Raw genomic sequence first — 21,622 nt, forward strand, 5'->3', positions numbered from 1 at the left:
GCTGGCCTCCCGTGCGGTCGTAGCGATGTAAAGACCACAACTCAGGAGAATAAAAGAATGGATATGGATATTGGAATTTCCGAACAGGATCGCCACGCTATCGTCGATGGTCTTTCCCGCCTGCTGGCCGACACCTACACGCTTTATCTGAAGACCCACAACTTCCACTGGAACGTGACTGGCCCGATGTTCCAGACACTACACCTGATGTTTGAAACCCAGTACACCGAACTGGCAGACGCGGTGGACGTGATCGCCGAGCGCATCCGCGCGCTGGGCAGCTTCGCACCGGGCACCTATGGCGACTTTGCTCGCCTGAGCACGATCAACGAACCCGATGGCGTACCGAATGCCCAGGAAATGATTCGTCAACTGGTGCAGGACCAGGAAGCCGTGATCCGTACCGCACGTTCGATGTTCAAGGTGGTGGAACAGGCAAGTGACGAGCCGACTGCGGACCTGTTGACCCAACGCATGCAAGTCCATGAAAAGACTGCGTGGATGTTGCGGTCGTTACTGGAGAAGTAAGGCGGAAAAAGTAAGGCGGGAAAAGGTTAGCGCGAAAAAGTGTGCGGGCGAGCGGCCCGCCATACACAGCCGGGATTCAGGCGGCGACGGACGCCGCCGGGGAGGAGCGTTGCGCATTCGCTTCCCCTTCATCGACACGCTTGCGGATCCGTTCCCATAACTTGTCATGCAAGGGCAGGACAATCACATTGCAGATCGGCTCAAGGATCGCGGCGAGGCCTCCGAAGGCAATCGATCCGGTCACCACGTAGAGCGTCACAAACGCCACGGCCATGTGGACGACGATCTGGCTGACGGTTCTTGCGGCGGTAACCATGTTTGCTCCTTTTTCAATATCAACGAATCAAAGATCCTTACAACAGATGATAATGATTCGCATTTGATAGAGCAAGTTGATTTACCCAAGAACTTTGATAGCGAATTTCTATAATTTGGGTTGCAGGGACGGCAACCCGCATCAGAATCGATAGCTGATACCGACCCTCAGTACCGGGTAAGCCTTGAACCGCCCGACTTCATCACGTAATTGTTCATTTTCCCGTGCAAGGTCATTCGCAAACTGGGTACATACCGCCGCTCCCGCAGCGCAACCTGTGTTGGAAAGCGAGGTCTTGGGCGAGCCCTGAAACAGCACACCGACATCAGTGGAAAACGACCAACCCTTTTCCTTTTCCGAAGGACGTCCCCAGCCAATGCCGAGATAAGGAGCAACCTTGTTAAAGCTGACCTTGCCATTGACCTGACCGACAACACCGGTGCTGTAGGTCCTGCCATTGACGGTATAGCCACCGGCGACATTCGGCTGCGCTACCACATCAATCTTGTTGCCGTTATACGCCAGACCCGTTGTAACGCGGAAGCTGCTTTCCGCTGCAGGAAACCAGTCAAGCAAGGCTTCGTAGGTATTCGCCTTCAGCTTGAGCTGATATTCCATATCGCGCGTTTTGCCCTCATAGGAATAGCCGAGGAAACCCGAGCCCAGTCGCGCATTCATGTCGGACCGCAAGGGAATGCTTGCATGGAAGCCGATACCCGTGGTTCCAACATCCCCGATAATGCGCACTTCCGCCTGCGCCGCCGTTGCGATTGCCCATCCTCCCGCGATCAAGCCGATCGTCGCCAATGTCTTTTTTACCATTTCCATCCTGTTCATCAATCAGACGCTGAGGAGATTTCGCAAACGCAAAATTTCCCGCCGTACAGCCGCTTCTGACTACAGGCAACTTGGGCGGTTCCGACTAATTTGATGGAAATAAACTTGACGCGACAGTGACTTGGTACAGTTTTAATGGGAAATGGAGAAAGCGTTTCTGCCCTGCATTTCGACGCGGAAATAAAGCGCCGGTGTACTGAATATCAGGATTCTGCACACCGGACCATCAAGGCAAGCCAACACTCAGAATGCAGAAACGACGTCCAGTGCACGTTCGACATCGGCACGATCCACATCCAGATGCGTGACCCAGCGAATCCTTTTCATGGCTTTCTCTTTGGTCTTGTAGTAGCCGCTCGTTACCCGCACCTTGTGCGTCGCCAGATGTTCCACGAAAGCGTCGGCGATCTCGGCGTCTACGTCGAAGAACACGATATTGGTTTGTGCAGGCTGGACGGCGGCTTTGCCCTCCAGTCTGGAATGATTCGCCACGATGCGGCCAAGGCCCTGTACCAGCAACTGGGCGTTGGCATGGTCGTCCGCCATGCGGCGCACATTGTTTTCCAGCGCATAGATGCCGGCCGCCGCCAGCACACCCGCCTGGCGCATACCGCCACCCAGCATTTTCCGGATGCGCCTGGCGCGCGCAATGAAGTCCTTCGAACCCAGCAACAGCGAACCCACGGGCGCACCCAGTCCCTTGGACAGGCACAGCGACACTGAATCGTAGGACTGACAAATGGCGCGTGCCTGTGTTACCGGGTCGCCGCCGTCAGCCAGTGCCACCGCCGCGTTGAACAACCGGGCGCCGTCAATATGGGTACTCAGGCCGTGGCGCTGCGCCAGTGACTGGACTTCACGCATGTACGACAGCGGCAGCACCTTGCCTCCGGTGGTGTTCTCCAGCACGATCAGCCTGGTTTTTGCAAAATGAGGGTCATCCGGCTTGATGGCCGCTTCCATATCGGTCAGCGCAATGGTGCCGTCCGCCTGGTTTTCCAGCGGCTGTGGCTGGATCGACCCAAGCACCGCCATGCCACCGGCTTCCCAGCGATAGGTATGCCATTGCTGTCCGACGATGGCTTCCTCGCCGCGCTGGCAATGCGTCATCAGTGCGATCAGGTTGGTCTGGGTGCCGCTGGGCGCGAACAGTCCAGCCTCATAGCCCAGCATGCCGGCACCAAGTTCCTGCAATCGGTTAATGGTCGGGTCGTCGCTAAACACATCATCACCCAGCGGCGCCTCCAGCATTGCCTGCTTCATGGCTGCCGTTGGTTGTGTCACGGTATCGCTACGAAAATCGGTCATGGTTTGCCTCAACAAGTTCGCCAGGCTTTATTATCGACGTTTTGTAAAAAACGCGACACCAACGGCACAGACTAGTAAAGACCGGCAAATCCACTAAGTGGCAGATGAATTCTGTTATCATTAAGTTAATTTTCCGGCCTGCCCGACTTGCGTAATATTCGATCGAACCGTCGTCATCTCCTACGAAAATGGCCTTTTCCTCCGACACTCCCGTTTCAGGTAACCATCGCTTCGTATTGGAAGTGGTCGGGTTCACCGACGCTGAAAAAAGCCTGCTTTCCTCCACCTTTCGCCTGACCGGCCGCCGACCCTTCTGCTATACCGAGGCAGCGTCGACCGATGAGCGCCCCGATATTTACCTCGTCAACGGCGATAGCTCGGATGGCATTCGCCAGATGCAGGAGCGCAAACCCAATCTGTTCGCACCCGTGGTGTTCATCGGACGCGGAGATGGCAGCAGCACCTGGCCTGTTGTGGCGAAACCCATTCACTGGATGCGTCTGTTCGAGCAACTCGACACCCAGATGCAAGCTGCGCTGGCCGAACGCGCACGCCGGCGTCAGTCGGTGGAAAACATTCCCTGGGACGGGACAGCGCGGCGCCGTGCCACCGACCGGGACATGCCGATGCCGCCGGCCGTCGTTGACGCCAAACCGATCGAATCGGTGCTGGTCGTCGATGACAGTGCAACCGTGCGCGCATTCATGCGAGCCAAGCTCGCGCCTTTCCGATTTGACGTCGACTTCGCAGAAAACGGCGAAATCGCCATCGACATGGCGCAAGCCAAGCAATACACCTGTGTTTTCCTCGACATCCTGATGCCCGGCATGGATGGTTACCAGGTTTGCAAGCGAATCAAGTCCAGCGCTGCCACCAAGGGATCGGCAGTTGTCATGCTGAGCAGCAGAACCTCGGCGTTCGATAAATTTCGCGGCAGCTGGGCCGGATGCGACGCCTATCTCGGCAAGCCTGTCAGCGAAGATGAGTTGTTGAGCACCATCGCTCGCTTCCTGCCAAGCGCGCGCCGGGTGGCGAATGCGATCCTTGCGCGGACCGATTAGGACGTTATTGAAAAGCACGGTGTACGCTTTTGCGGTGTTATACCAATCCCAACCTGTAACGTACCGAATGACATCGATGGATTTTTTTGACTGGCAAGGCGCAGGAGGAGTCAATAGCGGGCTATTGACGACGAGTGCAACGCCGGCAGGCGGAAAAAGACGCGATGTCATGGTGCGTTATGGGTTGGGATTGGTATTACGCCTGCAGTTCCGCAATACGCCGTTCTCTTTCCAGCTGCACCACATGCGCGGCACTGCCTTCAGGCAGCCCCACTGCCTGCAGCACTAGCGCCGACAGCTGTAATCCGGCTTCCAGTGTTTCCGGGATAACGTGCGTGGCTCCGGCATGGCGCAGTGCAACCGCGTGCTTTTCATCGCGTGAACGCGCATAGAGCGGAATACCCGGATAGGCGCGACGGATGGCTTTTACTGCATGCAGCGCCGATGCCGGATGATCCATGGTCAGCACGATGGCGGCGGCCTTTTCCGCGCGTACCTTGTGCAACAGTTCCACCCGCGCCGCGTCGCCGAAGAACACCGGCAATCCCCTGCCATGCAGCTTGCTCACGACCCGCGCGTCCGTTTCGAAAGCGACATAAGGAATCTCTTGTGCCGCGACCAGTTGCGCCACCAACTGCCCGACACGACCAAAGCCGGCGATGATGACGTGGCCCTCTTTCTGCCCTATCTGCTCCGCCTGCTCCGACAAGTCACGCTCGGCCTGCGCTGCCGACCTCCGGCTTTCCGCATGTTCGCGGAAACTGCGGCCGGCTTTTGCGATCAGGGGTGTGGCGAACAAGCTCAAGCCAACGACCAGCATGATGAATTGCCCGGTCGCCACCGGCATCAGCTTGGCAGTCAATGCATAGCCGATCACGATGAAGGTGAATTCCCCGCCTTGCCCCAGCAAGGCGCCGCCCTCAATCGAACGTCCCCAGCGAAAACCGCCGATGCGCAGAATCACCGCGGTCACCAGCATCTTGATGGCAAACAGCCCGGCCACCGACAAGGGTAGCCATAAAGGCGAGCGCGCCACTTCGCGCAAGTCGATTGACATGCCGACCGACATGAAGAACAAGCCCATCAGCAAGCCCTTGAATGGTTCGATGGTCACTTCGACTTCGTGCCGGAACTCGGTTTCCGCCAGCAGCAGACCGGCCAGAAGAGCGCCCAGCGCCATCGACAAGCCGGCCATCTCCGTCAATGCCGCGATGCCAAGCGTGCTCAACAGCGTCAGTGCCATGAACACATCCGGCTGGCGTTGCCGCACGAAGGTCTGGAACAGCGGCCGTATCACGCGGCGTCCGAGCAGGTAAATCAGCACGATAGCGACGGCCGCCTTCAACAATGCCAGTCCGGCCAACGCCGCCATACCTTCGGTGCTGCCGGTTGCCAGCACGCCGATCAGGATCAGCAAAGGCACCACCGCCAGGTCTTGCAGCATCAGGATCGAAAAGCCGGCGCGACCAAGTGGCGTACCGAGCGAACGCTGCTCATCCATCAATTGCATCACTACCGCGGTCGACGACAGCGACAGCACAAAGCCGAGGATCGCGGCCACCTCCGGGGGATTGCCAAACCACCAGGCCAGCCCGCCGATCAGTGTTGCACTGAAGACGACCTGTGCCACACCTGCACCGAATACCCAATGCCGTAACGCCCAGAGACGCGAGGCCGACAATTCGAGGCCGATCATGAACATCAGAAACAGCACCCCGAACTCCGCCAGTGCCGCCACGCCATCGCGATCAGGAAAGGTGAAGTACGCCAGCCAGGGAAATTCACCCGCCCACAGCCCCAGTCCAAACGGTCCAATTAGTGTGCCGGCAGCCAGAAAACCGAGTACCTGGTTGACGCGCGCCCGCTGCAACAGGGGAATCAGGATGCCGGTCAGCGCCAGGAACAGGAGCGTTTCACGAAGATAAGGGAGGGTTTGGTGTACTTCCACGTCGAACGATCCTTTGGCAAGCGATACGGAGGCAACGGACAACCGCCATGGCGCATCCGCGTGCAAAGGAGTGTGTCATAAATCGGGCTGGATATCCCTGAGCGGATTGTGCGGGTATTCGGTAGCGAATCGACTCTGGTAATCCCGCACGCACCAGGTATTACTTCCGGCGCTTTTTCCAGTTGTAATCGGGGTCGGGATCGGCCACGCCGGGATGGCCCACCGAATTGGGGTTTTCGGACGACATGGCAACAAAACAGATGCCCTCGCCAGCTCGCTGACGTGTGCGCAAGTCTTCCATGAGCTTCATTGCGCCAGTCATATCGCTCGACGCGAATTCCTGGCCCCGGGCTGAGGCCTCGCCGTTTTCCACCACGGTCCAGTACACCATGTACATTGTTGTCTCCGCTGCGATGACTGCCGGCCGGCTCTGGGATGTCCGGCCCCACCTCCCGCCGGAAACAACGACGCTAGAACGACAGAAAACCTTTTTGCCACAAATATCTGCCAAGCATGACCACGCACACGGTCACGATCATCGGCCGTATCAGTTTGGTACCGCCGCGCACCATCGCATGCGAACCGCCCCAGGCTCCGATCACCTGCCCAGCGACCATGGCCGCGCCAGCGGTCCACAAGACCTTGCCGCCGGCAATGAATACCGCCAGCGATGCAATGTTGCTGGCGAAGTTCAGCACCTTGGCCTGCGCGGTTGCGGTCAGCAGATTATGGCCGCGCAAGGCGACGCCGGCCAATGAAAAAAATGATCCGGTGCCCGGACCGAACATGCCATCGTAGAAGCCAATGCCTGGCACCACCACACCACGATAGGCTCCCTGATTGATGCGTGGCTTTTTCTCGACCGCGCCTGCATTCGGCGCCAGCAGGAAATACATCGCGATCGCGACCAGCACCACGGGAATGACGATATCCAGCGTTTGCGCACGAACGAATTGCACGGCAAACGCGCCGATTGCCGAACCGATCAGGGAACAGACGAACAGTACCCGCATGTCCGGCCAGTGCACCAGCCCGCGTCGCAGAGCCATCACCGACGCAGTCAAGGAACCGAAGCTGCCCTGCAGCTTATTGGTCGCCAGTGCATGCAGGGGCGGTATCTGGGCCAGCAGCAGGACCGGGATGGTGATCAGCCCGCCGCCGCCGGCGATGGCATCAACAAAACCGGCAATCATGGCGGCACAGAACAGCGCCGCAAGGATTTCCGGCGATAAAACGACATCCATGTGCATCTTTCTTGGGAATGGCAGGAAGCGGTCCCGAACAGTATTTAGAGCGCCTATCAAAATGCCGCTTGCGGCGTTGCTTCTCCTAGCCGTACGCCTGTACTGTCTTCGTCGGCGCGCCTTGCCATCGTCATTTTGATAGGCGCACTTAGCAAAATACTGTTCGGGACCGCGCAGAAATATCTGGACTACGCGTTCGGCTTGTTGCGCAACCGGATCAAGCCCTCCTGCGCAATCGTGGCCACCAGTTCGCCGCCGCGATTGTACACATACGCCAGGCACAGCCCGCGGCCGCCGGAAGCGTTTGGCGACTCCATCGCAAACAGCAGCCATTCATCCATCCGGAACGGGCGGTGGAACCAGATCGTGTGATCCAGGCTCGCAATCTGCAGGCGCGGATCGCCGAGGCGGATGCCGTGCGGCTGCAGCGATGTCCATAACAGGCCATAGTCGGACACGTAGCCGAACAGCGTGTCATGCAGCAGTGGATCGTCCGGCAGGCTGAGCGGCGCCTTGGTCCATACCTGCTTGCCTCGATCGCCGGTATTGCCGCCCAGGATGTCGCCTGCATGGTTAGCACGAAAATCCACGGGCACCGGCATGAAGGGACGCTTGGGATGCGGCGGTTGCTTTTTCCATGCGACGATATTGGATTCAATGGTTTCCGGATCCTGCGACTGCGGCGCTTCCCTCTGGTGCGACAGTCCTTCTTCGACATGCTGGAACGAGGCGGACATCACGAAAATCCGCCGGCCTTCCTGGATCGCAACCACACGACGAGTACTGAACGAACCGCCGTCGCGCACGCGTTCGACCTCATAGTCGATCGGCAGGCGGTGATTCCCCGGCAGCAGGAACATCGAATGCAGTGAATGCACGCGACGCTCCGGCACGGTGACGGCCGCTGCGTACAGCGACTGTCCCACCACCTGGCCGCCGAAAACATTCGGGCTGCCCATGAAATGGCTTTGGCCACGATAGCGGTCGGGTTCAATTTGCTCAAGTTTGAGCAGGTCAAGAACTTCCTGCGTGTTGTACAGAGAGGAATCCGGTATGTTCATGTCGTTCATTATTTTGGAAAGTAAAGCGCCGCCGCTGAGTCAGTCTCTGAGTCAGTCTGTCAGTCGAGCGTGCGGCCGAAGCTATCGCGCAATTCGCGCTTGAGGACTTTGCCGATCGCGCTGCGCGGCAGCACATCGGTGATCTGGACCGCCGCCAGCCGCTGCGTCTTGCCCAGCCGTTCATTGGCCCATGACAGCAGTGTTTTGTCGTCGAGCGCCGCACCCGGGCGCACCACGGCGAACGCAATCGGCGTCTCGCCCCAGCGGGTCGACGGCACCCCGACCACCGCCGCTTCAACCACGTCAGGATGCTGCTGCAGCACCGCTTCCAGGTCGCTCGGATAGACATTGAAGCCGCCGGAAATGATCATGTCCTTCTTGCGGTCCATCAGTGTCAGGAAACCATCTGCATCGAAACGGCCGACATCGCCGGTCCGGATGAAGCGCTTGCCGCTCGGGTCGTACCATTCCGCTTCGGCGGTCTTTTGCGGCTGGTTGTGGTAACCGGCCATCATCGCCGGTGAATGACCGACCACTTCGCCAAGTTCGCCGGGGCCGACTTCCTTGCCTTCATCGTCGATCAGGCGGATGTCATGTCCGGGGGCCGGCTGGCCCACGGTGTGTAACTTGTCCGGGTGCTCATGCGCGGACAGGATACAGGTGCCTCCTCCTTCGGTCATGCCGTAATATTCCACCAGGCCGCCCGGCCAGCGCTTGAGGATGTCGGCCTTCAGTGCAGCGGAAAATGGCGCGCTGGTACAGAACTTCCAGCGGAACGATGACAGGTCGTACTGACCGAAATCCTCGCGCGCCATGATGCGCTGATACTGCACGGGGACCAGCATGGTATGGGTGACACGATATTGTTGGGCCAGCTTCAGGTAAGTGCCGGCATCGAATTTCGCCATCAGCACCACGGTGCCGCCCAGCGTGACGGTCGGGAAAAAACACACCAGCGTCGTGTTCGAATACAGCGGCGTTGAAATCAGCGTCACGGCGCTGCTGTCATAACCGTTGATGCGACCGCGCTGCACATGGGTCCAGCGCATCGAATGGGGCTGCACGATGCCTTTTGGCGCGCCGGTCGTTCCTGACGAATAAATGATATTGAATGGCCAGTCGGGGGCAATGTCCACCGGCTGCGGCTTGCTGCCTTCCGGTGCCAGCCAGGCATCGAAAGCCTTGCCGGCGTCGCTGCCGTCAAGCGCAACCGTGGGTGCGGTGATGGATGCGCGTACCGGTGCGAGTTGCTCCGCCACGGTCCGATCCAGAAACAGCAAGCGCGCATCCGCATCTTTGGCCATGGTTACCAGGCTTTCCGCCGACGACGAGGGGGCCAGCGGCGCCACGGCGACACCGGCGCGCAAGCCACCGAGGAACACCGCGGCATACGGGATCGAAGTGCCGGCGCAAATGGCAATCGCATCACGCGGACGCAGGCCGTCACGCTGGAGCGAAGCCGCAATGCGGTCCATTAAGGCATCAAGTTCGGCATAGGTCAGCGAACTGCCGTCCTGGACCAGTGCCGGCCTGTCCGGCGCGGCTTGCGCATGGAGACGGATCAGGTAAGGCAGTGGATGAAAATCGTCTTCGAGAATGGTATCGATGGTGGACTGGGGCGTCATACGTATCGTCAATCAGGTCAATCGGTTGAATCGGCGTACTGGAAAATTCATCGGTAAATGCTGGACTCAATACTAGAGCAGATTTGAGTTTTTTGTGAAAAGCGCTTCGATTACCTGCCGGCTATCGCCCGCCCGAAGATGGATTGCGGATAATCAATTAATTTATTGATACAACCGTGCATCGCTTGTGGTCGTGCTCGTATGCTGAAGAAATGGCATAAATGGCGTAAATGGCCTAATACAGCGCAAACCTCCAAGCTCAAGCCGCAAAGATTCAAGGGGAAACCATATGAATTTCCGTACTGCCATTGCTGTAGCGATGCTTGCCCTTGCCGGCTTGCCGCTCGGGGCATCCGCTTGCGATACACAGCGTCCAGAAAATTTCTCCAGCTTCTTCAGTCACTTTGCCAACGACAAGAATTTCGCTTTTAGCCGCACGATCTATCCATCAACCCGGGTGCGCCTTGAATACGGTATTGAAGGCGGCAAGCAGCAGATTACCGAGCAGCGGCGCATGGTGACCCGGCAAGGCGACGCCGCCAGTTCTGCACTTGGCGACTACATCAAGGCCAACCAGCTGGAATTTACCGTGGACGAGAATGCATGGGGCAAGGCCGTGGTCGATGTCTTCAAGCCGGAGCGCGACTGGGTATTGAGCTATCATTTCCTGAGCAAGAATGGATGCTGGTTCCTGCGCGAAATCCAGTATCACGCACTGTAGATCGGCAGGCGAATTTTAACGGCGTTCGCTTCTGACCCGTACTCCTATCCCCTGACGATGCGGTTGCGCCCGCTGTTCTTGGCGTCATAGAGCGCCACATCGGCTAGCCGGAACAACTCGTCCGCTTCGGTATCCCCACCCAGGCTGGCCACCCCGGCGGAAAATGTCACGGTAAAGTCCTGATGCTCGGCCTGATGCCGGATATTTGAAAATGACTCGCGAATCTGGTCAAGTACGGTGATCGCAGCGTCAACCGGGGTATTCGGCATGATCACCGCAAACTCTTCGCCGCCGTAGCGGCCGATGATGTCGCTGCGCCGCAAGCGTTGCTGCAGCAAGCGTGACAGTCCGCGAATCACCTGATCGCCGACCGGATGTCCATAGCTGTCATTGACGCTTTTAAATCGATCGATGTCGATCATCACCAGCGATAGCTGCGTTGCCGTACGACGCGCGTTCGATATCTCGCGAATCAGGTGTTCCTTGATGGCGGAGTGGTTAAACAACCCTGTCAAGCTGTCACGCATAATCAGCGCCCGCAGTTCGCGATAACGCCTGGCGCGGCTGGTCAGTGCCGACACCAGTTGCAGCGGCTTGATCGGTTTGGTCAGAAAATCGTCGGCGCCGGACGCAATCGCGTCCAGCTGGTTATCGAGATTGCCTTCGCTCGACAGGAAAACGATGGGCACGTCGAGGTACATGGGATCCTGACGAATGATGCGTGCGAGGTCAATGCCGTTGCAGGTCGGCATATACACATCCATCAAAATCAGTTCCGGCCGGTACTCGCCGAGGACTTTCAGCATGTCGGCAACCTTGTGCAGCACCCGCACTTCCATGCCGGCGCCGCGCAACACTGCGGCATAGTAATCGGCGGTTTCGATTTCATCATCGATCACCAGGATGCGGTAGAGCCGCTCTTCCTCTGCCACCACCAGGTGGTCGAGCCGGTCGATCAGCGCCACCATATCAAGCGGCTTGGAAAAATAGCCATCCGCGCCGGCGCGCACGGTGGCCAGCCTTGCTTCGAAATTGCTGCGTGTCGACAGGAATATCACCGCGATGCGATGCGCGTTGGCAGTCTTGATGCGTGCTACTTCCTTGGCCCCGGCGAGAATGCCAGTCGGGAAGCCGAGGTCCATGACGATGGCTGCCGGTATGCGCCGGTCGATGCAGACTTGTAGTCGCGCCAGTTCGCTGATGACCTCGACTTCATAACCGAAATACTGCAGCTGCACGGCAATATCGGTAGCCAGCATCGGATTGTCGTGTACCAGGTAAATGAGCCGCCGCTCGGCAACATTGCTGTCGTTAGCGCGAAGATTGCGCGGCATGGCGGCGGTCATTTCACGCGACGCGTCATCGCCCTTGGGATTGACCTTCGCCCAGCGCGACAGGTCGCGCACGCCCGAGGCAATCGGCGCGAAATCCTTGCCAAAGGGGGCGGTGCCTTTCATGAAGGCACTCAGCAACATTTCGAGGTCGGTCGCCTGCAGGCCGAGACGCGCAAAACCAAAGGTGCCGGCCGATCCGGCCAAACCGTGCAGCTTGCTCAGCAGAGTATGGTGATGCGCTTCATTGGCCGGTTCGTCGAGGCAGTGCTGCAGGGCGTCGTCGATATCGTCAAGCCGGGGCGGCAGGTTGGCCTCGTAGGTTGCCTCGATGGCTTTCAATGTCTGATCGAGACCGTCATCTTCCGGTTGCTGCTTATCCATTGATGTCCTCCCCGGAGCAGCCTGTGCCGCTGCAACGCTTTCCACTTAGCGCACTTAGCGTGGATGTCGTCCTGATGCACTGTCGCCATACACGCCTCGCGTTGCACGACAGATCGACCTGCTTCCTCACCGGCCAGTTCGCAACCCATTCGCGTCTTAGCTGCTCTCGCTTTCGCTTTCGTTGACAAGGCGTTTTTGTCGGCGCCGGTCGAGCCACCAGGCCAGTACAGGCATTGCCAGGAAACCACCCGGTGACACAAATAGCACCATGTAAGGGCTGAGCGATGCCAGCTTGCGCAATTGGGCACGGATCTTTCGCCGGTCGGTCTCGGTCCAGCGATAGCCGTTGCGTTGCTTCATAAGCAATTGCATCAGCCCGCGCACCTGCGCCATTTCCTGCCAAAGCCTGACTCGTTCGCGATCTTGTACCGCCCACAGATGTAGTACGAAACGGCGTGTGAGCTGCATGGGTGCTTTCACGACGGAACGAAGGCGTGGGATCACGTTGCTCGATTGTTTGAATGATTGGCATGGGCAATAGGCGGGTTCTCACACCGGCTGTAATAATTTTACGGCAGATAATGAAGCTTGCCGAAAAACATTATTCTGTGACGCATGCCCGAACCGGGTGCTTATGCCTGATTCAAGGTAACTGCAGCGCATTGCGCTCGAGCCGCTGGAAATACTCGCTTTCCAGCTTACGCAAGGATATGGTTTGTAACGCTGTGTTGAACGCCTGTCGCAACGCTTTGCCTTCCGCCGAATGCCGGAAACATATATGCAGCGGCAGCTCCGCCAGCGGCTTGTCATGAATACTCGATTCTCACTTGGTAGCCGCCCGCACGCGCCGCGCACAGCAGGCCAAGCAACAGACCGCGAATCATTTCTTTGCCCCCTTGCTGATATCCGGCATGCGTCGTTGTATTAGTAGGGTGGCGTGCGTTAACTATGTCAAATATCGCCGATTCATCCCATCTTTTATGGGATTAGTGTAGCTGTTTGCAAGAAAGATGTCGCGATTCGTATAGAGAAAGCAAGTCATGCTGTCAGGCGGATCGCTCAACCATGGTCCTGGCTTGCCGCCTCGATCAGCTGCTGCGTGGCCGGTTTGCCAACGAATTGCTGCGCCGCGCGACTACGCGTGATCGTGAAGTGTCCGCATCAACGGTCTCGACCTGCATGCGAGCCTAGCTGCTCAAGGCGCGCATCTCGCTGTACAGGTTCGCTTTTCCTTCAAAGCCGATACCGACCAGTTCCGGCATGTGCACGTAGCCGTTGACGACTTCGACGCCATCCGGGAAACCGCCGAAAGGCTGGAACAGGTCCGGATACGATTCATTGCCGCCCAATCCCAGCCCGGCTGCGATATTGAGGGACATCTGGTGGCCGCCGTGCGGAATGCAGCGTGATGGCGACCAGCCGTGCTGGCGCAGCATATCCAGTGTGCGCAGGTATTCCACCAGACCATAGCTCAGTGCGCAGTCGAACTGCAGCCAGTCGCGGTCAGGGCGCATGCCGCCGTAACGGATCAGATTGCGCGCATCCTGCATTGAAAACAGGTCCTCGCCAGTCGCCATCGGCTTGTCGTAATAATTGCGCAGCACCGCCTGCAGTTCAAAGTCGAGCGGATCGCCCGGCTCTTCGTACCAGAACAAGTCATACTGCGACATCGCCTTTGCATACGCGATCGCGGTATCCATGTCGAAGCGGCCGTTGGCATCGACGCACAGTTTCTGGCCATCCTGCAGCACGCTCATGATGGCGTCGATACGGCGCAGGTCTTCATCGAGCGACGCACCGCCGATTTTCTTTTTGACCACGGTATAGCCGCGGTCGATATAGCTGCGCATTTCATCCTTCAGCGCATTCAGATCCTGTCCGGGATGGTAATAACCGCCGGCTGCATAGACGAAGATATCCTTGTTCACCGTGCCGTCGCCATAGCGTTCGGCGAGCAGGCGGAACAGCGGCTTGTTCTCGATCTTTGCCACCGCATCCCACACCGCCATGTCGATGGTGCCGATCGCCACCGAACGTTCGCCGTGGCCTCCAGGTTTTTCATTGGTGAACATGCAGTTCCAGATCTTGTGCGGGTCAAGATTATTGCCCGCGTCATTGACCAGCGTTGCCGGATCGGCAGCAAGGATGCGCGGAATGAAGCGCTCGCGCATCAGGTTGCCCTGACCATAGCGCCCGTTGGAATTGAAGCCGTAGCCGACCACCGGTTTGCCATCACGGATCACGTCGGTGATCACCGCCACCAGGCTCAGCGTCATCTTGCTGAAATCGATGTAAGCGTTGCGGATGGGCGAACTGATCGGAAGGGTTTTTTCGCGGATTTCAACAATTTTCATTCGGGCACCTTACCTTTTCTTCTGAGAGAACCTGCATCAGGGAGAACGTCAGCATACTGCGTAAGCCAGTCCGTATAATTAACGGTATTTCAATACACCATTCACCGCATGTGAAAAACGACGCTGCATCCGAATTACATTTCTTCGTTGTTCTCGCCAGGAAAGCCAGCCTGTCGGCGACCGCCCGCGAATTGGACATGACGCCGCCTGCCGCCACCAAGCGCCTGGCGCAGATGGAGCAGCGGCTCGGTGTGCGACTGGTCAATCGCACTACCCGGACCCTTAGCCTGACCAGCGAAGGCGAGCTGTATCTGGCCCACGCGACGCAGATTCTCGCCAGTATTCGCGAAATGGAAGAGCAACTTGCCGGAAGCCGCGGCGCCCCCAAAGGATTGCTGCGCATTAATGCCACGCTGGGCTTTGGCCGAACCACCATCGCTCCCCTCATTTCCACGTTTGCACAGCATTATCCGGAAGTCGAGGTACAACTGCAGCTGACCGACCGGCCGATCAACCTTGTAGAAGAAGCATTTGATCTGGGGATACGCTTCGGTGAATTGCCCGATACCCGGTTGACCGCCCGCAAGATCATGTCGAATGCACGTTTCCTGTGTGCGTCACCGGCCTACCTGAAGAAAATGGGCGAGCCGCGCACGCCGCTGGAACTGAGCACGCATCGCTGTATCCTGCATCGTCAGAACGACGATGCGCATGGCATCTGGCGTTTGCAAAAAGGGCGCAGGACGGAATCGGTGAAAGTGGGCGGAACGCTGTCAAGCAACGATGGCGACGTGGTACTGAAATGGGCGCTGGATGGCCACGGCATCCTGATGCGCTCCGAATGGGACGTCGCCAAATATCTGGACAGCGGGCGCCTGCGGCTGGTGCTGCCTGATTACAAGCTGGCGCCCGCCGACCTGTTCGTGTTTTATCCAAGCCGGCGCAACCTGCCGGCCAAGGTGCGGACCTTCATCGATTTCCTGATCGCGGAATTCAAGCCGGCTTGATGCACGGCGGATACCCAGTGCGAAAGCGCGCTATACGCCCCAAGGCACCGCCTTCACGCCGAACAGCAGGCGATGGACTGTCATGACCAGCAGTGCGATCACGATGCCACCGAGCACCGCGCGGACATCATGCCGCGACGTCGGGGTAAAAGATTTGATCGCATGCCGGCTGGTTGCGGATAGCAGATCGATGATCGCATAGGCAAGAAAAGCACCGAACAGCAAAGAGGCCTTCAGTTCGCCGTTGGCCAGCAGATGCACCGTCGCCCACAAGCCGACGCCGATCAGCATCGGATGTTTGACCGTATGGCGGATATGGGTCTTCATGTTGGCCGCCGCCAGCAGGATGAAGCTGATGATCATCACCAGCGGCGCAATCATGATGGCAAACGGAAAGGGGGAAAACAGGTAAGGTTCGGACGGCGCACGTGCATAGCCGACGACAATGAGAATGAGCCCGAGCGCCGAGACCAGCGAAAACATTCCCTTGTAGCGTTTCTCGCCCAGCGACGAAAACAAATTGTTCCGCATGCCGGTCAGCACCGGAACAAGATGGATACCCAGAAACAGTACGAGACCCGTAATCAAGATTCCCATGACACGCCTCCTGAAGATAAACGTGAATGCGATTACATCACAGTTGCCGCGATGCGTGGCATGCAATGTGGTCATGAGGATAGCCCGAGGACAACGCAGTCGGTCTGCGTAACGATGCTATTGGTTGCTAGTGGATGCTATTTGAGTGGGGTGGGAGCTTATGCGGCGGACTTGTCGCCGGCGGAGTCCGAGTTGGCGCTGTTGCCCAGGTCGATGCCGAGTGCTTCGGCCAGCGCCTGCCCTATCAGCCCGGCCCCCGGAACAATATGCGCGCGTCCTTCGCGCAGGGCCTGCGCAAATTCTTCAGCGGTCATCGACAGTGCTTCCTGCCGTTCACGGGTGCCGAAGATGTAGAGGTTGCGCAGCGGGCTGACCCAGCCAAGACGCAGCCGCCGGGTGCGGTCTTCACGCCCGATATCAACCCATGCGCCCTGCTCCAGTGCCTGTACCTGCGCATCGTACGCATCCGGTACGCGTTCTGGCTCCGCATTGGCCTGCCGCTGCAAGCGACGCTCAGTCGCTTGTTTCGCCAGTGCCAGTGCAATCTGCACCTGGCGCTCGGGCGACAGCTCCAGCGGCGACCGCACAATGGAGGCGTGGCATTTTGCCAGGTCGTTGAAGAACTTGACGCGCGCCTCATCATTCCAGCGGATGATGTCCAGCCATTTGTTGAGGCCGGCGACGATGGTGGGCAGCTTGGCGAGCAGTTCCTTGCGCTCTTCAGCCGTGATCTTCGGCTTCACGCTCCAGACCAGGTCATCCATGGTTTGCAGTGCATGATCGAGGGCCTGCGGTTTTTCATCCTTGACACTGTAGGCCAGGGTCAGCACCGGCACCCATTGGTCTTCCAGGAAGGCTTCGACGAAGGCAACGACCTCACCGGTGCCGATGCGCAGGGCAACCTGCTGCCTGGCTGCACGGCGCGCCTCGATCATTTTTTCATCTTGCAGCCGCTGTGCAATGCTTGTCTTCAGCGCCTGCACCGTCGTGGTTTCTTCGCGGCGCCGATACGCATCCAGATCCGATACCACATCAAGGAATACAGCCGGACGGCGGTCTGCTTCATGCGCGATACGGTCAATGCTGCGCACCAGGAGCAGGTATAGCGGGTCGGACACGCCCTTTTCGGGCTCCCAGCCCGCACACAGGCCGATCAGCGTGTCGATGGCGCGCCGCGCCGGATGTGAACGCTTGAAAAAGAACTCCGGCTGTTGCAGCGCCGCCTTCAGCACCGGTAATTGCAGGCGCAGCAGCGTCGCCTTCAACTCTCCGGCGATATGCGGGTCACGCTGGATGACCTCAAAAATCTTGGCGACCAGTTCAAGAACATTCGCATCCGAATCGCTCAGGCCTTCGCGCGGCGCGTTGCGATTGATCTCGTCGAGCAAGCCGGCAAGCGATGCATCGGGACTGCTCTTGTCGAAGCTGGTGAGATAACCGAGCAAGGCATTGCGCGCGGTGCTGGCAATCACCGCATCATCGTCGAACAGCGCAGGAAACCCGTTGGACAAAGGCTTGTCCGTGGATTTGGATGACGGCGAGAAAAGCCGGCGCAGTTGTGGCAGCAGCACATCGTCTTCTGGCTCTTCGAAGTCTTCGACGCTGGCGGCGCCATTCTCGCCGCGGGTTTTCCTGACCAGCTGCGGCATGACGCCCAGCTTGACCAGCGCCGTGTTCAGCGCATGCAGCAACGGCCCCATGTCTAGACAGAGTTCCGGTCCCAGCAGCGGATAGACGATGTGATGCGCAGTGACGTCGGGCTGAAATTCGCACCAGGCATCGTGGATCACGGAAAGGAAAATGTGCGGACGGAAAGGGTTCTCGGCAGTGATCAGCGGATTGCGTTGAAGCAGTGCGCCGAGACGCATGCCGAGCCCTACCATGCGCTCAGTATGTTCATTTTCGATGGCGCGGCTGGCCTTGACCAGGCACAGCTTCTTGTCGATTTCAACGTCCGGCTCCAGCGAAGGCGGCGCATCGCCCGCATCGACAGGCTGGAAATCCGGGTTGGCCAGCGCTTCGACTTCCTGCTTGAGCATGGCCGCGAGCCGCTCCGATACCACGTAGTAAAACGGATAGCGGTTTTTCTTCAGCAGGCTGGCAGCGTTGAAATGCAGGCGTGCCTGTGCGGGGTCGGCGCAGGATGCGGATGCACGCAACAGCGCTTCGGAAAGCCGTGTGGTCAATCCGTCGATTTGGGCATTCGCTGTATTCGACGCGAGAACGGCGAGTTCGAGCAGGATCTCGCCTCGCCGTGACGCGGGAATAGCAGTGCTAGCTTTGTTGTCGGCAGAACTGGGGGCCATGAAGTGCTGCTTGTTAAAATGTTCAAAGGAACTGCAACGGTATCAGCGAGAGTTCTATTTTTGCATAATATTGCCTTGCGGCAAGTTATATTTTGTAATGATACGTTACGGATACGAATAGGCTGCGGTTAGCAATTAGTAGCAATTTTGCAAATTTGGCGCTGATCGGTTAGGCCAAGTGTGTAAGTTGGCACTTACCATCAGCCTTGTGGCGTGCGAAACATCTTGCGAATTACGTCAGGACAAATGCGGCTTTCTGGCACTTATTTTCCAAGTTTCGTGAAATCCTGCGCCCGCAGTCGCGGTGCGGCGAAATCGATGAAAGCCCGTACACGTGCCGACATGAGCTTGGAATGCGGGTAAAGCATATGGATCGGAAGCGGTTCAGCTTCGAACTTGCGCAACACCGGTTTAAGTTCGCCTGCGCGTACCGGCGCCTGGATCATATAAGACAGGAATGCACCGATACCGAGTCCGTCGCGACAGGCATTGATCGCCGCATCGACAGAATTGGTGATCAGGCGCGGTGTGAAGCGCACGTTCAGCGTGCGGCCGTTTTCGCGGAACTGCCATTCACTGAGTACGCTTCGTCCTGAAAAACGTATGCCGGCATGGTCACTCAGTTCGCTCGGATGTGTTGGCGTGCCGTGCTGCTTCAGATAGGCAGGACTGGCACAGATGACCCGGTGCAGGAGGCCGGCAGATACCGCATGCAAGCTTGAATCCACGAGGTGACCGATCCGTACTGCGACGTCGACGCCTTCTTCGATGAGATCAATGTTACGGTCCAGCAGCAGCATTTCCACCGTGAGCTCCGGGTACATGCGCATGAACTCCGCTACCAAGGGTGCAACATGGAGACGTCCAAACAAGACGGGCGCTGTCAGCATCAGTTTGCCGGTTGGCTTGGCCTTGGCATCGAACAGTGCTTCTTCCGCTTCTTCCAGTTGCCCAAGTGCGGTCTTGCAGATAGCGAGATAACGTAATCCTTCATCGGTCAGGTGAATGCGGCGCGTTGTCCGATTGAACAGGCGTACGCCAAGGCTTTCTTCCAGTTCCGCAAGCTTGCGCACCACCGTCGGCAATGACGTGTCGAGCGCATTGGCGGCAGCGGTCAGACTGCCCTTTTCGGCAATGGCGATGAAAGTCTGGATACCACGCAGTTTGTCCATGTCGTTCGTGCAAGGAGATCAATGAGGCGCAGGGGATGCTGTCTGCTTATCGCGGATTACTCCGAATTATGGAGCAATTTTGTTTGTTTAATCCCATTTATTCAGTAATGCCCGCGACGCACAATGGCGTCTCCATATCGACCAGGAGGCGCAACATGCAAACCACATCCCCGATCAAGCTGTATCGCAGCATCGTGTCCGGCCACGCGCATCGGGCAGAACTGTTTCTTTCGCTGTTGGGCTTGCCCTACGCGACGATCGACATCGATCTGCGCGCGGGCGAGCAAAAGAGCGAAGACTTCCTCAAGCTCAATCCTTTCGGACAAGTGCCGGTCATCGACGACAACGGTACCGTGGTCGCCGACTCCAACGCCATCCTGGTGTACCTGGCATTGCGATACGGCGATGAACACTGGATGCCGCGCGACCCGGCCGGTGCCGCGCAAGTGCAGCGCTGGCTGTCGGTCGCTGCCGGTGAAATCGCATTCGGGCCGGCGTTGGCGCGGGTGATCAAACGTTTCAACCGGCCGTATGACATCGACAGCGCGACCGCGATTGCCGCTCGCTTATTCACCGTCATGGACAAGCAATTGCAAGAGCGTTCCTATCTCGCTGCAACGCATCCCACGATCGCCGACATCGCCGCCTATAGCTATATCGCCCGCGCTCCGGAAGGCGATGTGTCGCTGGAGCCTTATCCGGCCTTGCAGGCGTGGCTGAAGCGCATCGAAGCAATGCCACGATTTGTGCCGATGATTGAACTGCCGCCGCATCCCGGCAAAGCCGCCTAGGAGATCATCATGGATACCGCTCGTTCGCCACAAGCCCACAATCCCGAGCCCTTCCATCGCGGAGAAATCGACGCTCAGGAACGCGCCGGTGTCCGCGCACAGATGGAAAGAGTCGGTGCGGTCGTGCTGCGTAATCATATGCCCGACCAGCATCGTGAATTGTTCAACAAGCTGCCAACCCTGCTTCTCGGCGGCACCGACGCGAATGCACAGGTCTGGGCTTCCATCATCTGGGGCAAGCCTGGCTTTATCGCTTCACCCGATGCGACCACGCTGCGTGTGGGTGCACGGCTGTGCGACCCTGATCCACTGTCAGCAATGGTAAAACCGGGTGCCGAATTTGGTGCACTCGGGCTGGAGTTCGAAACCCGGCGGCGTAATCGTGCCAATGGCATCGTCACGCAGGTAGACGAGCAAGGTTTCACGTTTTCCGTACAACAGAGCTTTGGCAATTGCCCAAAATATATACAGACGCGGGAGCTTGCGACCCACGAGCCCGACGGACACGGCGGTCAAGTCGTGTCAGGCACCGGAGCGCTGCCGCCAGCCGCGTTAGCGCTGGTCCGCCGCAGCGATACCTTCTTTATCGCCACCATGGCGGATGCCTCCGCTGGCAGGGCACATGGTGCCGATGTGTCACACCGTGGAGGCAAGCCGGGTTTTGTGAACGTCGGCGAGGATGGAGAACTGACCTGGCCGGATTTCGTCGGGAACAATTTTTTCAACACCATCGGCAACATTCTTGCCGATGGCCGGGCCGGTTTGCTGTTCATTGATTTTGAAGACGGCGATCTGCTGCAGGTCACTGGGAAGGCCTGTGTCCTGTGGGACGAAGAAGAAGTAAGCCGATTCGAGGGCGCCAGGCGACTGCTGCGTTTTCAGCCCGCGCGTTATGTGTTCAGGAAAAACGCGTTTCCGCTGCGCTGGGCGCTACGGGAACAGTCTCCTAATCTGGAACCGACCGGCACGTGGAATTAAAACCGTCCATTGCGGCTCGCTGTATCGCATCAGGCCATCCTATGAAACGGGCA

Annotated in this window: 20 protein-coding genes; 6 read left to right on the forward strand and 14 right to left on the reverse strand. The window is 58.2% G+C overall.

Annotation, left to right across the window (positions count from 1 at the left end; translation table 11 throughout):
• Positions 1 to 57 precede the first annotated feature (57 nt).
• A complete protein-coding gene (locus ASE07_RS01220; RefSeq protein WP_057288963.1) occupies positions 58 to 528 on the forward strand; it encodes a Dps family protein in 471 nt (156 codons plus the stop codon).
• A gap of 76 nt (positions 529 to 604) precedes the next feature.
• Here ASE07_RS01220 and ASE07_RS01225 read toward each other — a convergent pair whose 3' ends face one another.
• From ASE07_RS01225 to ltaE, 3 genes are all read right to left on the reverse strand, one after another.
• Positions 605 to 844 (reverse strand): DUF2061 domain-containing protein, encoded by a 240-nt coding sequence (locus ASE07_RS01225; RefSeq protein WP_057288964.1) that lies wholly within the window; start codon positions 842 to 844, stop codon positions 605 to 607.
• A gap of 141 nt (positions 845 to 985) precedes the next feature.
• Positions 986 to 1,666, reverse strand: a complete 681-nt coding sequence (locus ASE07_RS01230; protein WP_057289070.1) for a hypothetical protein — start codon at positions 1,664 to 1,666, stop codon at positions 986 to 988.
• 258 nt (positions 1,667 to 1,924) lie between these two features.
• Positions 1,925 to 2,989, reverse strand: a complete 1,065-nt coding sequence (gene ltaE, locus ASE07_RS01235; protein ID WP_057288965.1) for a low-specificity L-threonine aldolase — start codon at positions 2,987 to 2,989, stop codon at positions 1,925 to 1,927.
• Between the two features lie 188 nt (positions 2,990 to 3,177).
• Between ltaE and ASE07_RS01240 the strand changes: the two genes are divergently transcribed.
• On the forward strand, positions 3,178 to 4,050 hold the full coding sequence (locus tag ASE07_RS01240; RefSeq protein ID WP_057288966.1) for a response regulator: 873 nt from the start codon (positions 3,178 to 3,180) through the stop codon (positions 4,048 to 4,050).
• 196 nt (positions 4,051 to 4,246) lie between these two features.
• Here the strand turns inward: ASE07_RS01240 and ASE07_RS01245 are convergent, their stop codons facing one another.
• From ASE07_RS01245 to ASE07_RS01265, 5 genes are all read right to left on the reverse strand, one after another.
• Positions 4,247 to 5,998, reverse strand: a complete 1,752-nt coding sequence (locus ASE07_RS01245; RefSeq protein ID WP_057289071.1) for a cation:proton antiporter domain-containing protein — start codon at positions 5,996 to 5,998, stop codon at positions 4,247 to 4,249.
• A 160-nt stretch (positions 5,999 to 6,158) separates the two neighbouring features.
• Positions 6,159 to 6,395 carry a hypothetical protein gene (locus ASE07_RS01250; RefSeq protein ID WP_057288967.1) on the reverse strand — a complete coding sequence of 79 codons (237 nt, stop codon included), beginning with the start codon at positions 6,393 to 6,395 and terminating at the stop codon, positions 6,159 to 6,161.
• Between the two features lie 73 nt (positions 6,396 to 6,468).
• Positions 6,469 to 7,242: a TSUP family transporter gene (locus ASE07_RS01255; RefSeq protein WP_057288968.1), complete on the reverse strand. Its 774-nt coding sequence runs from the start codon at positions 7,240 to 7,242 to the stop codon at positions 6,469 to 6,471.
• Between the two features lie 188 nt (positions 7,243 to 7,430).
• Positions 7,431 to 8,303 (reverse strand): acyl-CoA thioesterase, encoded by an 873-nt coding sequence (locus tag ASE07_RS01260; RefSeq protein ID WP_082583871.1) that lies wholly within the window; start codon positions 8,301 to 8,303, stop codon positions 7,431 to 7,433.
• A 59-nt stretch (positions 8,304 to 8,362) separates the two neighbouring features.
• Positions 8,363 to 9,928 (reverse strand): class I adenylate-forming enzyme family protein, encoded by a 1,566-nt coding sequence (locus ASE07_RS01265; protein ID WP_057288969.1) that lies wholly within the window; start codon positions 9,926 to 9,928, stop codon positions 8,363 to 8,365.
• Between the two features lie 289 nt (positions 9,929 to 10,217).
• On the opposite strand from ASE07_RS01265, the gene ASE07_RS01270 reads away from it, so the two are divergent.
• Positions 10,218 to 10,649 (forward strand): hypothetical protein, encoded by a 432-nt coding sequence (locus tag ASE07_RS01270; protein ID WP_057288970.1) that lies wholly within the window; start codon positions 10,218 to 10,220, stop codon positions 10,647 to 10,649.
• 44 nt (positions 10,650 to 10,693) lie between these two features.
• Here the strand turns inward: ASE07_RS01270 and ASE07_RS01275 are convergent, their stop codons facing one another.
• The 3 genes from ASE07_RS01275 to ASE07_RS01285 form a co-directional block, all read right to left on the reverse strand.
• Positions 10,694 to 12,364 carry a diguanylate cyclase gene (locus ASE07_RS01275; RefSeq protein ID WP_057288971.1) on the reverse strand — a complete coding sequence of 557 codons (1,671 nt, stop codon included), beginning with the start codon at positions 12,362 to 12,364 and terminating at the stop codon, positions 10,694 to 10,696.
• Between the two features lie 156 nt (positions 12,365 to 12,520).
• Complete coding sequence (locus tag ASE07_RS01280) at positions 12,521 to 12,832, reverse strand: hypothetical protein (RefSeq protein ID WP_057288972.1); 312 nt, start codon at positions 12,830 to 12,832, stop codon at positions 12,521 to 12,523.
• A gap of 719 nt (positions 12,833 to 13,551) precedes the next feature.
• A complete protein-coding gene (locus ASE07_RS01285; protein WP_057288973.1) occupies positions 13,552 to 14,718 on the reverse strand; it encodes a mandelate racemase/muconate lactonizing enzyme family protein in 1,167 nt (388 codons plus the stop codon).
• A gap of 110 nt (positions 14,719 to 14,828) precedes the next feature.
• Here ASE07_RS01285 and ASE07_RS01290 point away from each other — a divergent pair, with 110 nt between their 5' ends.
• A complete protein-coding gene (locus ASE07_RS01290; RefSeq protein ID WP_057288974.1) occupies positions 14,829 to 15,725 on the forward strand; it encodes a LysR family transcriptional regulator in 897 nt (298 codons plus the stop codon).
• Positions 15,726 to 15,755: 30 nt separating this feature from the next.
• On the opposite strand, the gene ASE07_RS01295 is transcribed toward ASE07_RS01290, so the two are convergent.
• The 3 genes from ASE07_RS01295 to ASE07_RS01305 all read right to left on the reverse strand — a co-directional run bounded on the left by ASE07_RS01295 (position 15,756) and on the right by ASE07_RS01305 (position 19,800).
• A complete protein-coding gene (locus ASE07_RS01295) occupies positions 15,756 to 16,322 on the reverse strand; it encodes an NnrU family protein (protein WP_057288975.1) in 567 nt (188 codons plus the stop codon).
• A gap of 158 nt (positions 16,323 to 16,480) precedes the next feature.
• Positions 16,481 to 18,628, reverse strand: coding sequence for a DUF1631 family protein (locus ASE07_RS01300; RefSeq protein ID WP_057288976.1), 2,148 nt, complete (start codon positions 18,626 to 18,628; stop codon positions 16,481 to 16,483).
• A gap of 263 nt (positions 18,629 to 18,891) precedes the next feature.
• Positions 18,892 to 19,800, reverse strand: coding sequence for a LysR substrate-binding domain-containing protein (locus ASE07_RS01305; RefSeq protein WP_057288977.1), 909 nt, complete (start codon positions 19,798 to 19,800; stop codon positions 18,892 to 18,894).
• A 155-nt stretch (positions 19,801 to 19,955) separates the two neighbouring features.
• On the opposite strand from ASE07_RS01305, the gene ASE07_RS01310 reads away from it, so the two are divergent.
• On the forward strand, positions 19,956 to 20,591 hold the full coding sequence (locus ASE07_RS01310) for a glutathione S-transferase family protein (RefSeq protein WP_057288978.1): 636 nt from the start codon (positions 19,956 to 19,958) through the stop codon (positions 20,589 to 20,591).
• A gap of 9 nt (positions 20,592 to 20,600) precedes the next feature.
• Complete coding sequence (locus ASE07_RS01315; RefSeq protein WP_057288979.1) at positions 20,601 to 21,569, forward strand: pyridoxamine 5'-phosphate oxidase family protein; 969 nt, start codon at positions 20,601 to 20,603, stop codon at positions 21,567 to 21,569.
• Positions 21,570 to 21,622: the final 53 nt, after the last annotated feature.

It is taken from the genome of Noviherbaspirillum sp. Root189 (genome assembly GCF_001428545.1).
GTDB lineage: Bacteria > Pseudomonadota > Gammaproteobacteria > Burkholderiales > Burkholderiaceae_D > Noviherbaspirillum.

Bases quoted from the DNA above. Each gene is read 5' to 3' on its own strand.
- ASE07_RS01220 (WP_057288963.1), top strand. From the start codon at position 58: ATGGATATGGATATTGGAATTTCCGAACAGGATCGCCACGCTATCGTC.
- ASE07_RS01225 (WP_057288964.1), bottom strand. From the start codon at position 844: ATGGTTACCGCCGCAAGAACCGTCAGCCAGATCGTCGTCCACATGGCC.
- ASE07_RS01230 (WP_057289070.1), bottom strand. From the start codon at position 1,666: ATGGTAAAAAAGACATTGGCGACGATCGGCTTGATCGCGGGAGGATGG.
- ltaE (WP_057288965.1), bottom strand. From the start codon at position 2,989: ATGACCGATTTTCGTAGCGATACCGTGACACAACCAACGGCAGCCATG.
- ASE07_RS01240 (WP_057288966.1), top strand. From the start codon at position 3,178: ATGGCCTTTTCCTCCGACACTCCCGTTTCAGGTAACCATCGCTTCGTA.
- ASE07_RS01250 (WP_057288967.1), bottom strand. From the start codon at position 6,395: ATGTACATGGTGTACTGGACCGTGGTGGAAAACGGCGAGGCCTCAGCC.
- ASE07_RS01255 (WP_057288968.1), bottom strand. From the start codon at position 7,242: ATGGATGTCGTTTTATCGCCGGAAATCCTTGCGGCGCTGTTCTGTGCC.
- ASE07_RS01260 (WP_082583871.1), bottom strand. From the start codon at position 8,303: ATGAACATACCGGATTCCTCTCTGTACAACACGCAGGAAGTTCTTGAC.
- ASE07_RS01265 (WP_057288969.1), bottom strand. From the start codon at position 9,928: ATGACGCCCCAGTCCACCATCGATACCATTCTCGAAGACGATTTTCAT.
- ASE07_RS01270 (WP_057288970.1), top strand. From the start codon at position 10,218: ATGAATTTCCGTACTGCCATTGCTGTAGCGATGCTTGCCCTTGCCGGC.
- ASE07_RS01275 (WP_057288971.1), bottom strand. From the start codon at position 12,364: ATGGATAAGCAGCAACCGGAAGATGACGGTCTCGATCAGACATTGAAA.
- ASE07_RS01280 (WP_057288972.1), bottom strand. From the start codon at position 12,832: ATGCAGCTCACACGCCGTTTCGTACTACATCTGTGGGCGGTACAAGAT.
- ASE07_RS01285 (WP_057288973.1), bottom strand. From the start codon at position 14,718: ATGAAAATTGTTGAAATCCGCGAAAAAACCCTTCCGATCAGTTCGCCC.
- ASE07_RS01295 (WP_057288975.1), bottom strand. From the start codon at position 16,322: ATGGGAATCTTGATTACGGGTCTCGTACTGTTTCTGGGTATCCATCTT.
- ASE07_RS01300 (WP_057288976.1), bottom strand. From the start codon at position 18,628: ATGGCCCCCAGTTCTGCCGACAACAAAGCTAGCACTGCTATTCCCGCG.
- ASE07_RS01305 (WP_057288977.1), bottom strand. From the start codon at position 19,800: ATGGACAAACTGCGTGGTATCCAGACTTTCATCGCCATTGCCGAAAAG.
- ASE07_RS01310 (WP_057288978.1), top strand. From the start codon at position 19,956: ATGCAAACCACATCCCCGATCAAGCTGTATCGCAGCATCGTGTCCGGC.
- ASE07_RS01315 (WP_057288979.1), top strand. From the start codon at position 20,601: ATGGATACCGCTCGTTCGCCACAAGCCCACAATCCCGAGCCCTTCCAT.